We start from the raw sequence: 11,442 nt of genomic DNA, 5'->3' as shown, positions 1-11,442 counted from the left end.
TCGCCAGGACGAACGACGTGGGTGACGGCGACCCGGGCCGGGCCTCCGTACCCTCACGCCCCTCAGCCAGCAGCACGCTCCGGCAACTTCGCAATCACCTTGATCTCGAAGTCGAAGCCCGCCAGCCAGGTCACGCCCACCACCGTCGCGGTCGGAAACGGTGCCTGTCCCCAGTACTCGGGCACGATCTCCCACGCGCGCTCGAAACGGTTCGCGGGATCGACGATGAAGAACGTCACGTCGACAACGTCGTCGAACGTGGCGCCGGCGGCAGCGAGCACGGCGTTGAGATTCTCGAACGCGCGGCGCACCTGCTGCGCGAACTCCGGCTCCGGCGAGCCGTCTTCGCGGCTGCCGACCTGGCCGGCGACGAACAGAAACCCATCGGAGCGGATGGCCGGTGAATAGCGGTGCTTGTCGTACAGGGCATGGCGGCCGGCGGGGAAAACAGCGTCACGCGTTGTCATGGAACTCTCCTGCGAGTGCGATGCCCCCAGTCTGCGGACGCGGCTCGGCGCGATAAACACGCAGCGCGCGCCAGCACTGTTCGTAGAATCCGGACAATCTCCGCAGCTGGACAGGCGATGGACCGTTTCGATGCGATGCAGGCGTTCGCGCGCGTGGTGGAGGCGGGCAGCTTCACCAAGGCGGCCGACACGCTGCACATGAGCCGGACCACGGTGACGCAGCTGGTGCAGCAGTTGGAGGCGAGGCTTCGGGTCAAGCTGCTCAACCGCACGACGCGGCAGGTCAACGTGACCGCCGATGGCGCGGCGTACTACGAACGTGTGGTGCGGCTGCTGGCCGACATGGACGATGCCGAGACCAGCCTGTCGAATGCGACGAGCGCGCCACGCGGACGTCTGCGGGTCGACGTGCCCAGTCCGTTCGCGCGGATGATCCTGGCACCGGCCCTGCCGGCGTTCCACGCGCGCTATCCCGAGATCCAGCTCGATCTCGGCGTCAGCGACCGGCGCGTGGACCTGATCGGCGAGAACGTGGACTGCGTGGTGCGTGGCGGCACGATCACCGACCAGTCGCTGGTCGCGCGGCACGTGGGTGATCTGCAACTGGGCGTGCATGCATCGCCCGCGTACCTCGAGCGCATGGGCGCGCCGTCGCATCCGCGCGAGCTGGAGGATTCGCATCACCGCATCATCGGCTTCCTGTGGGCGCGTACCGGCAAGCCGTTGCCCTACGCGATGCGTCGCGGCGACGAGCGTGTGCAGGCGCAGGGGCGTTACGTCGTGGCGCTGGACGACGGCAACGCCTATCTCGCAGCCGGGCTCGCCGGCATGGGCGTGCTGTGGCTGCCGGCGTACATGGCCGGCCCGCACGTGGCGAGCGGCGAACTGGTGACGCTGTTCGAGGACTGGACGCTCGATCCGATGCCGATGCACGTCGCGTTTCCGCCGAACCGGCACGTCAGCGCCAAACTGCGTGTGTTCATCGACTGGATCGTCGAGCTGATGGACGTGCATGCGCCGGTGTCGCAACGTCCACGCGCATAGACGCGCCACTGGTCCCGGCAGCAGCGGCTCAGACGACGTGGGCGATCGACGTCGTATCGTCCGCGTCCGGACGAAGGTCGCCACCGCCGTGACGCAACAGGGCGATACCCTCATCGATCGCGGCCTGCGCATCGTCCCTGATGCGGTCCACCAGAAGGCCGGCCGGTACGTCGGCGGCGGGCTGCAGCAAAGCCCAGTTGTTGCGTCCGTTGTGCTTGACCCAGTACAGGGCGGCGTCCGCGATTTCGATCGTCTGCTTCCATGGCAATCCGGTAGTGCTGTCCCAGGGCGCACGTTGCGAGAACCCGACCGAACACGTGAGCGACAGCGGGAGATGTCCGGTCACTTCGAAGGCGTGTCCGGCAACCTGTGCGCAGATGCGTCCACCGAGCAGCGCCACCGACGCCGGCGGCATCGGCCGCAGGACCAGCAGGAACTCCTCGCCGCCCCAGCGCACCGCATAGTCGCCGCTGCGGATCAGACCGGCGAGGACGTTGGCGAATTGCTGCAGGACCTCGTCACCTGCCCGGTGTCCGAGACTGTCGTTGATCCGCTTGAAGTGATCGATGTCCACCAGTGCGAAATACAGCGCCTGCTGCGACGCCTGCGGCAGTTGTGATTCGCGTTCGTAGAACGCGAGATCAAGCGGCAGCTGGCGCGCGACGTAGCGCCGGTTGCGCAGCCCCGTGAGCGTGTCGGTCTGGCTGATCGCCTCGAGCCGGCGATTGGCCGCGTCGAGCTGGCGGGTGCGCTCGGCGACCAGGCACTCCAGCTCTTCCTCGCGGATGCGCGTGGCCTCGGCCATCTGTCGGGCCGAGCGGATCACACCGACCCGTTGGACATGGATGGTCTCCATCAACATCAGCGGCAGGATCGCGAACAGATTGAGCAGCGCGAGCAGCAGCAGGGCATCGAGTGCGGTCGAGGGCGGCCGATAGGCGGCCAGCCCCAGCCCCAGCAGCGATGTCACGACCGATACCGCGATCAGGGTCGATGTTGCAGTCCAAAGACGACTGAAGCGGAACGCGCTCCATACCAGCAGCGCCAGCGGAATGGCCGTGATGCCGAGCGGATAATGGCTGGCCTGCGAACCGACCCAGTGCAGGAACAGGTACGCCAGTCCGCACACAATCAGCCACAGGCCGTGTTCCGTGGCTGATGCATACGCGGACCGAAGGGGCAGATCCACCAGGGCACGCAGCCGCGTCTGCAGCGCCAGAAGCAGAGGAGGCGCGACGCACGCGATCCCCAGCAGGTTGCTCAACATCCACTTCATGTAGGCGACCGCCGCGTCGGCGGCAGGCACCATGTCCGATCGGACCAGGCCGAGCGTGCCGATCGCTGCCGAGACCAGCACCATGGCCAGTGCGCCGCCGAGGATGCCGTAGACACTCGCGGCCCGCTCCGCGCTGTACGCGCCCGCGATGCGCAGGAACGCCGCTCCCGCCAAAGCGCCCGCCAGATTGCTCAGCACCGAAAACGGGATGAAGCCGGTGGGCACCGGTGCAAACGTCGCGTGTGCGATCAGAAGCGCAACCGGCACCAGCAGCGCCCAGCGCAAGCCCAGTGCGGCGACCGCGGCGAACGCGATGCCGGAGGCCGGCCAGAACAGGGTCACCGGCGGCGAGCCCATGACGAAGGCCTGCGCGCACCAGATGGTCAGCAGTGCGAGTGCAGTCCACAGCACCGCGCCGACGACGATCACATGTGGGCGACCGGATGGGAGAAGAAGTGACGACATCGAAAGGCGCGCCTGAACGTTGAGCGAGGCGGCTCCGCCAGGCTGTGCAGCACGACGCCGCAGGCAAGGTGCGCTGCGGAGGAGATAGATGGGGAGGGGGCGGTCGGAACAGGCCGGCCCGGCGCCGATGTCGGCAGCATGCGCTTTTGCAGGTGAGCCGGGTGAGACAGGCACGGCGATCAGGCTGATCGTTCAGAGTGCGTCGGTGCGCCCGACTACTGCGCTATCCGTCTGCGAAGCGCAGGCGCATGATGCGGACACGTCTACCGGACCCCGCCCATGGCGCTTGCCGACGATCGTCGTCACCAGATGTTCCCGGTGCTGGATGCCGCCCAGATCGCGACCGCGCGCCGCTTCGCCAGCGGCCCGCCGCGGACCTGCGTGGCCGGCGAAGTGCTGTTCGACGTGGGCGACTGCGATGCGCCGGTGTGGCTGGTGCTCGAAGGCGCAATCCATGTCGTGCGCCGTGATGGACTGGGGCACGAGAAACCCATCACCACGCAGGGCGCGGGCCAGTTCACCGGTGAGGTGAGCCAGCTCGCCGGACGCGCGTCGCTGGCGGCGGGGCACGCGGCGGAGTGCGGATGCACGGCCGTGCCGATCGATGCCGCGCATCTGCGCGCGCTGGTGGTGGGCGCGGCGGAACTCGGGGAGATCGTGATGCGGGCGCTGATCCTGCGCCGCGTGGGGTTGATCGAGGGCGACGCCGCCGGATCGGTACTGGTCGGCTTGCCGGGCGATGCGCATCTGACCGCGCTGCAGAGTTTCCTCACCCGCAACGGGTATCCGAACACGCTGTTCGATGCCGACAGTGACGAGGGTCGGGAGATCGTCGAACGGCTCGGCATCCAGCCCGGCGATCTGCCGTTGATGATCTGCCCGAACGGCACGGTGCTCAAACGTCCCGGTAATGCGGAGGCCGCGACGTGCCTGGGGATGACGCCGGAACTCGATCCCGACGCGCTGCACGACGTCGCGATCGTCGGCGCCGGCCCGGCCGGGCTCGCGGCTGCGGTGTATGCGGCCTCGGAAGGACTGTCGGTGATCGTGCTCGACCAGCGCGCGATCGGCGGACAGGCCGGTGCATCGGCGCGGATCGAGAACTACCTCGGCTTTCCGACCGGCATTTCCGGCCAGGCGCTCGCCGGGCGCGCCTACAACCAGGCGCTGAAATTCGGCGCCGAGCTCGCGATTCCGCTGGAAGTCGCGACGCTGGCCTGCGGCGGCGATCCGGACACGGGCAGCCGGCCGGCGCCGCACGCGCTGCATCTGACCTCGGGCGAAGTCGTGCGCGCACGGACCGTGGTCATCGCGTCCGGCGCGCGTTATCGGCGCCCTGACATCGAGAACCTGTCGCTGTTCGAAGGCGGTGGCGTGTCCTACTGGGCCTCGCCGGTCGAAGCGCGGCTGTGCGAAGGCGAGGAGGTCGCGCTGATCGGCGGCGGCAATTCCGCCGGGCAGGCGGTCGTGTTCCTCGCGCCGAAGGTGAAGACCCTGCACCTCGTCGTCCGCGGCGCCGGGCTCGAAGCCTCGATGTCGCGCTATCTGATCGACCGCATCAAGGCACTGCCGAACGTGGTGCTGCACACGCGCACCGAGCTGGTCACGCTGGAAGGCGACGCCGAACGCGGACTGGTCGGCGCGACCTATCGCGACCGCGATTCCGGCGACACCCACCACTGCGATCTGCGTCATGTGTTCCTGTTCGTCGGCGCCGATCCCAACACCGGCTGGCTGACCGATTGCATCGCACTGGACCATGCGGGCTTCGTGACCACCGGCGTCGATGGCGCGGGGCCCGGACGCTCGACTTCGCTGCAGACCGATCGCCCCGGCGTGTTCGCAATCGGCGACGTGCGCGCGGGATCGGTGAAGCGTGTGGCGGCGGCGGTGGGCGAGGGCGCCGCCGTGGTCTCGCAGATCCACCAGTACCTGGCCGCGGCCGACGAGGCCGCACGTTCCGACACCCGAGAGAAGGCGACCGCCTGATGGCCGACACCTGCACCCACCTCGACACCATCGCGACCGTCGTGCCCAGCGCACGCGGCTGCGAAGACTGCCTTGCGATCGACAGCCCCTGGGTGCATCTGCGCCTGTGCCGCAGCTGCGGCCATGTCGGGTGCTGCGACGATTCGCCCCATCGGCATGCCACCGCGCATCACCACGCGACCGGCCACCCGATCATCGAAGGCTACGACCCGCCCGAAGGCTGGGGCTGGTGCTTCGTGGACGACGTGGAGGTGGAGCTGCCGGACCAGACGCCACAGCGAGGGCCGATTCCGCGCTACGTGTGAGGGCGGGCGCCCTGCGTCGCCGGGGGTGGCGTGCGGCTACGGCGTCTTGGCCGGTCCCGGACGCGCATTCCGTTCTCACGGGATCGCACGTACGGTCTTTTCGCCATCAACGAGGACACGGGAATGACGCCACAGGAAGACGTGTCGCAGCACGACGCCCCGCAGAATCCGGACTCGCCCCCGCGCGATCCGACGCCGAATCCCAAGACGGGCATCGCCAGCGAAGTCGACGCCTTCGATGATCCGGATTCGCACGACGAGAATGCGTTGCCGGGGCATGCGGGCGGTGGATTGGCGGGCGCGTGAGTTCAGAGCGAACGCGCGTGCTCCGGGCGTGCCCGTCGCGCATCGTGATTCCCGATCTTGCGTTCTTCGAAGCTGCTGATTCGGTCTTCGCAGGAACCTGAGCACCTCTCCCTCTCGGAGAGGTCGACGCGCGGAGCGCGTCGGGTGAGGGCAGAGGTGTTCGCCGCGAGCATCGCCCTCACCCCAACCCCTCTCCCAAAGGGAGAGAGGCTTCAGAGCAGAGCTCGCGTCAGGCGATGTCCGGCAACCCGCCGATCACCTTCTCCAGCGTGATCGGGTACTCGCGCACCCGCACGCCGGTCGCGTTGTGGATCGCGTTGGCGATCGCCGCAGGCACGCCGCACAGCCCCAGCTCGCCCACGCCCTTGGCCTTCATCGGCGAACTGTCGGCGTCGGCTTCGTCGAGGAACACGACCTCCTGCACCGGGATGTCCGCATGCACGGGCACTTCGTAACCGGCGAGGTCGTGGTTGACGAAGAAGCCCATCGTCGTGTCGACGGCCAGTTCCTCGCTCAGCGCCGCACCGACGCCCATCGTCATCGCACCGATCATCTGGCTGCGCGCCTGCTTCGGATTGAGGATGCGGCCGGCCGCGGCCACCGACAGCATGCGGCGCACGCGCGTCTCGCCGGTGTGCACGTCGACGCCGACCTCGGCGAAATGCGCGGCGAAGGTGCTGAGTACCTTCTGCTTGTCGAGATCGCCGAACTCGATCGCGTCCTCGACGACGATCTGTCCGTCGCCTGCGGCATCGGCGAGTGACACCGACTTGCCGCCGGCGCTGACCTTGCCGTCGGCGAACTCCGCCGTCGCGGGATCGAGCTCGAGCTTGGTCGCCACGACCTCGCGCAGCTTCATGCAGGCCGCATAGACACCGGCCGTCGCACTGTTTGCGCCCCACTGGCCACCGGAACCGGCGGACGCGGGAAAATCGGAATCGCCCAGTTTCACGTCGATCGATCCGATCGGCAGGCCCAGCGTTTCGGCCGCGGTCTGCGCGATGATCGTGTAGCTCCCGGTGCCGATGTCGGTCATGTCGGTTTCAACGGTGACGCGGCCATCGCCATCGAGGCGCACGCGGGCGCCGGACTTCATCACCGGTGCGTTGCGGAAGCCCGCAGCAACGCCCATGCCGATCAGCCAGCGGCCTTCGCGCACGCTGCCGTGTGCCTTGCGCGCATCCCAGCCGAACTTCTCCGCGCCCTGGCGCAGGCACTCGACGAACTGACGCTGCGAGAACGGACGCTCGGGCTTTTCCGGATCGACCTGGGTGTCGTTGCGGATGCGGAACTCGACCGGATCCATGCCGAGCTTGTCGGCGATCTCGTCGATCGCGATTTCCAGCGCCATCATGCCCGGCGTCTCGCCCGGCGCGCGCATCGCGTTGCCTTCCGGCAGATCGAGCGTCGCGAGGCGCATCTTGCTCATGCGGTGTTCGCCGGCGTAGAGCAACCGCGTCTGCTGCACCGCGACCTCGGGACCGCCGCCTTCCAGATCGCCGGACCAGCTTTCATGGCCCATCGCGGTGATGCGGCCATCCTTGTTCGCACCGATGCGGATGCGCTGCAGCGTAGCGGGGCGGTGGGTGGTGTTGTTGGCGATCAGCGGGCGATGCAGCGCGACCTTGACCGCACGCTTGGCGGCCTTCGCGCCGAGTGCGGCAAGTACCGCGTCGGCGCGCACGAACAGCTTGCCGCCGAAGCCGCCGCCGATGTACGGCGACACCAGACGCACCTTGTCCGGCGCGATGCCGAGCGTACGGGCGACCTCGCCCTTGCCCCAGGCGATCATCTGGTTGGACGTCCAGATCGTGAGCTTGTCGCCGTCCCATTCGGCGAGCGAGGCCATCGGCTCCATCATCGCGTGCGACTGGTCGGGCGTGGTGTAGGTCTCGTCGAGCGTGACTTCTGCCGATGCGAATGCGGCGTCGAAATCACCGACCACGGTATCGGCGGGCGTGTCGCCGCCCTGCGGCTTCACCGCGTTGTCCTTCTCGGCTTCCAGCGAAAAACGGCCGCGGCCGCGCGTATAGACCACGCGCACCAGCGATGCAGCGGCGCGCGCCTGTTCGAAGGTGTCGGCAACGACCAGCGCGATGGCCTGGTGGTAATGCTGGATTTCCGGGCCGCCAAGCAACTTCGCGGTGTTCATGCGGCCCTGGCCCAGCTTGCCCGCGTTCTGCGCAGTGACGACGGCAAGCACGCCGGGCGCGCGTTCGGCAGCGCTGGTGTCGATCGAGGCGATGCGGCCTTTTGCGATCCCCGCGCCGATGACGTGGCCATAGGCCGCGCGCTCGGTGACGTCATGCCATTCGTAGGCGTAATGCGCGGTACCAGTGACCTTGTGCGGACCGTCGATGCGATCGAGCGGCTGGCCGACGACGCGCATCGCGTCGATCGGGTTCTGGCCTGCAGGTGTGTCGAACTTCATGACGTGGCCTCCTGGGCTTCGGCCAGGGCCGCAGCGATGGTGCGCTCGGCGAGGATCAGCTTGAACCGGTTGTCTTCGGTGGGCGCGGCGCCTTCGAACAGACGCGCCGCCACGGCCTTGGCGCCACGCGGCAGCTCGGCATCGGCCGCATCGCTGCGCCAGGGTTTGTGTGCGACACCGCCGACGACCACGCGACCACTGCCGTCGCGCTGCACGATAGCGGCGACCGAGACGAGTGCGAACGCGTACGACGCGCGATCGCGGACCTTGCGATAGATCTGGCGACCGCCGACCGGCGGCGGCAGCACGACGGCGGTGATCAGTTCGCCGGCTTCGAGCACCGTCTCGCGTTGCGGCGTACTGCCCGGCGCGAGATAGAACTCGTCGAGCGGGATGCGACGCGTCTGGCCGTCCGCCTTGACGGTTTCGACGACTGCATCGAGCGCGCGCATCGCGACCGCCATGTCGCTGGGATGCGTGGCGATGCAGTCCCTGCTGCCGCCGATCACCGCGAGTTGGCGGCTGTAGCCTTCGATCGCGCCGCAGCCGCTGCCCGGCAGGCGTTTGTTGCAGGCCTGGTCGGTATCGTAGAAGTAGGGGCAACGCGTGCGCTGCAGCAGGTTGCCAGCTGTCGTCGCGCGGTTGCGCAGCTGGCCGGACGCACCGGCGAGCAGGGCGCGCGACAGCAGGGGATAATCCTTGCGCACGCGACGGTCCGCCGCAAGATCGGTGTTGCGCACACCGGCGCCGATGCGCAGGCCACCGTCGTCGCTCTTTTCGATCGTATCGAGCGACAGCCCGTTGACGTCGACCAGATGCGCCGGCGTTTCGATCTCCAGCTTCATCAGATCGAGCAGGTTGGTGCCACCGCCGATGAACTTCGTGCCGGGCGTGCGTGCGGCCGCAGTGGCCGCCGCCGCGGGCGATTCCGCGCGTTCGAATCCGAAAGCCTTCATGCGCGTGCTCCCGTGCCGGCGACATCTTCGATCGCGTCGAGAATGTTGGCGTAGGCGCCGCAGCGGCAGAGATTGCCGCTCATGCGCTCGCGGATTTCGGTGCCATTGATCGCCGGGCGGGCGGTCAGGTCGGCGGTCACGTGGCTGGGAATACCGTCGCGGATTTCGCCGAGGACCGCGACCGCGGAGCAGATCTGGCCGGGCGTGCAGTAGCCACACTGGAAGCCATCGTGCTTCACGAACGCGGCCTGCATCGGATGCAGCTTGTCCGGCGTCCCGAGGCCTTCGATGGTCGTGACCTTCGCGCCGGCGTTCATCACCGCCAGGCTCAGGCAGGTGTTGATGCGGCGGCCGTCCACGATCGCCGTGCAGGCGCCGCACTGGCCGTGATCGCAGCCTTTCTTGGTGCCGGTGAGGTGGAGTTCCTCACGCAGGAAATCGAGCAGCGTCATGCGCGTGTCGATCTCGCGCTCGACGGTTTCGCCATTGACCTCCAGCGAGACGCGCTGGCGGACGGGCGGGCGCAACGGCGTAGGCGTGGCGGCGGCATTGGCGGCCTGCGCGACGGCGGGCATGGCGACTGCGCCGGCCGACGCGGCGCCGGCCTTCAACAGTTCCCGGCGGGTGAGGGGAGACATGGACATTCCTCTGGCTGGCTCGAAAGGCTGGCTGGATGGGGCACGCGGACTTGTGCAGGATGAGCATGCGGGTCCGCATGTTGTGGTGTGGTCAATGAATGCGGGTGGCGATGTCTGTGGGAGCGCGTTTGCGCGCGATCGTGCGGTCCATTGCACAGACATCCGCGCGCAAGCGCGCTCCCACGGTGGAATTCAGCGAGCTTGGGCGCCGCGCCACTGCTGCAGCTGGGTGGCGATGCTCAGGGCGATCGCTTCCGGTCCGCGCCCGCAGTGCGGAATGCCGACCGGCGAATGCAGGCGATCGGCCAGCGCTTCACGCTCTGCAGGGCACAGCAGCTTGAACAGATCATCGCGGCGGCGCTGCGGTCCCAGCAGGCCAATGAAGGGAATGCGCGAGCCGGCCAGTGCCGCCAGCGCGTCGCGATCGGACTCGAAGCCGTGGTGCATGACCAGCGCGACGTCGGCATGCGGGTGCGCGGCGATGGCATCGTCGGGGTGGAGGTCCAGCAGATCCGTATGCGGCCCCGCGGCATCGCGCCAACGCGCGCGGCGCTCCGAGACGATCACGCGCCAGCCCAGCGATCGCAGCATCGGGACCAGCATTGGTGTTTCCGGACCGGCGCCCAGGATCAGTGCCTCGGGGGCGCGTTGCAGGGTCAGTGTCCAGTCCTTCGATGCGGATTGCGGCGCCTCGCCGACCGGCAATTCCCACGACCACGCGCGGCCATAGAGACGACAGGCGATGCGGCCACCGCGTTCGAGTCTGATCTCCAGAGCCTGGCCGCCGGCGAGCCAGGCCGAGATCGCCTCCTTGACCTCCGGCATCGCGGCGAGTGGCAGCAGCGCCAGCACCTGCCGGCCCCGGCAGCCGACCGCGCTGCCGGAAAACAGGGACTCGTCGTCGGTGGTATCGATCTCCAGCCATTCGAGGCGGCCGGCATCCCCGGCCAGCAGCGCAACGCGCTCGATCTCCGGCTCCAGACACCCGCCGCTGATCCAGCCGACGTGCGGGCCCTCACCGAACAGCGCGAGCGCGCCGGTCGAGGCGTAGGTGGAGCCTTCGGTTTCGACGACGAGCGCGAGCACCGGCGCGCGACCGGCAGAGAGTGCATCGAATGCGGCCTGCAGCACGGCGCTCGGATTGCCTTCGGCGAAGCCTGGCGCAGGAGCGCGCAACTCCGCGGCATTCGCGGCGACAGCGGATGTGGCAACCGCCATCAGCAGGCGCCGTGCGCGGTGGCGTGGCGTGCGAAAGGCGAGTGCGTGGCTGGCTTGGGGCTGGCCATTGAAGAGTCCGGACGGGTCGGTGAAAGAGTGTGGGGTGGGTCGTGAGTGTCGTGTGGACTGGGTGGGTGATCGGTGTGGGTGATTCGCGGCGTTTGCCCTCCTCTCAACCCCTTTTCCGGAAGGAGAAGGGCTTTGTTGATGCGATCAGGGCGTTTGCGGCGGACGACGAGCGCCCAGTGTCGAGCCCCTCTCCCCTTGGGAGAGGGGTCGGGGTGAGGGCAGCTCTCCGCGAAACAGCCACCGCATCCGACGCACTCGGCACAGCGCCGCGCATGCAC

At 68.3% G+C, this 11,442-nt stretch carries 10 protein-coding genes; 4 read left to right on the top strand and 6 right to left on the bottom strand.

The features are described 5' to 3' along the window. Nucleotides 1–62: 62 nt before the first annotated feature. A complete protein-coding gene (locus tag V3391_RS06240; RefSeq protein WP_332077533.1) occupies nt 63–467 on the bottom strand; it encodes a RidA family protein in 405 nt (134 codons plus the stop codon). A 117-nt stretch (nt 468–584) separates the two neighbouring features. Here V3391_RS06240 and V3391_RS06235 point away from each other — a divergent pair, with 117 nt between their 5' ends. Beyond that, nucleotides 585–1,511: a LysR family transcriptional regulator gene (locus V3391_RS06235; protein WP_332077532.1), complete on the top strand. Its 927-nt coding sequence runs from the start codon at nt 585–587 to the stop codon at nt 1,509–1,511. 28 nt (nt 1,512–1,539) lie between these two features. Here the strand turns inward: V3391_RS06235 and V3391_RS06230 are convergent, their stop codons facing one another. Then, nucleotides 1,540–3,426, bottom strand: coding sequence for a sensor domain-containing diguanylate cyclase (locus V3391_RS06230; protein ID WP_332077531.1), 1,887 nt, complete (start codon nt 3,424–3,426; stop codon nt 1,540–1,542). 105 nt (nt 3,427–3,531) lie between these two features. On the opposite strand from V3391_RS06230, the gene V3391_RS06225 reads away from it, so the two are divergent. From V3391_RS06225 to V3391_RS06215, 3 genes are all read left to right on the top strand, one after another. Next, complete coding sequence (locus tag V3391_RS06225) at nt 3,532–5,241, top strand: FAD-dependent oxidoreductase (RefSeq protein ID WP_332077530.1); 1,710 nt, start codon at nt 3,532–3,534, stop codon at nt 5,239–5,241. Continuing rightward, on the top strand, nt 5,241–5,546 hold the full coding sequence (locus tag V3391_RS06220; protein WP_332077529.1) for a UBP-type zinc finger domain-containing protein: 306 nt from the start codon (nt 5,241–5,243) through the stop codon (nt 5,544–5,546). The genes V3391_RS06225 and V3391_RS06220 overlap by 1 nt, the downstream gene beginning before the upstream one ends. Nucleotides 5,547–5,669: 123 nt before the next feature. Then, nucleotides 5,670–5,852, top strand: coding sequence for a hypothetical protein (locus tag V3391_RS06215; RefSeq protein ID WP_332077528.1), 183 nt, complete (start codon nt 5,670–5,672; stop codon nt 5,850–5,852). Between the two features lie 229 nt (nt 5,853–6,081). On the opposite strand, the gene paoC is transcribed toward V3391_RS06215, so the two are convergent. From paoC to V3391_RS06195, 4 genes are all read right to left on the bottom strand, one after another. After that, nucleotides 6,082–8,283, bottom strand: coding sequence for an aldehyde oxidoreductase molybdenum-binding subunit PaoC (gene paoC, locus V3391_RS06210; RefSeq protein ID WP_332077527.1), 2,202 nt, complete (start codon nt 8,281–8,283; stop codon nt 6,082–6,084). Next, entirely contained in the window at nt 8,280–9,239 is a 960-nt protein-coding gene (locus V3391_RS06205; protein WP_332077526.1) for an FAD binding domain-containing protein, read from the bottom strand. The genes paoC and V3391_RS06205 overlap by 4 nt, the downstream gene beginning before the upstream one ends. After that, nucleotides 9,236–9,883 (bottom strand): aldehyde dehydrogenase iron-sulfur subunit PaoA, encoded by a 648-nt coding sequence (gene paoA, locus V3391_RS06200; RefSeq protein WP_425497205.1) that lies wholly within the window; start codon nt 9,881–9,883, stop codon nt 9,236–9,238. Before paoA ends, V3391_RS06205 begins: the two co-directional genes overlap by 4 nt. 186 nt (nt 9,884–10,069) lie before the next feature. Then, complete coding sequence (locus V3391_RS06195) at nt 10,070–11,095, bottom strand: XdhC family protein (RefSeq protein ID WP_332077524.1); 1,026 nt, start codon at nt 11,093–11,095, stop codon at nt 10,070–10,072. Nucleotides 11,096–11,442 lie beyond the last annotated feature (347 nt).

It is taken from the genome of Luteimonas flava, from assembly GCF_036584485.1.
GTDB classification, from domain to species: Bacteria; Pseudomonadota; Gammaproteobacteria; order Xanthomonadales; family Xanthomonadaceae; genus Luteimonas; species Luteimonas flava.
The sequence above is the reverse complement of the archived record's forward strand: the minus strand, read 5'-3'. Positions and strand labels throughout refer to the sequence as shown.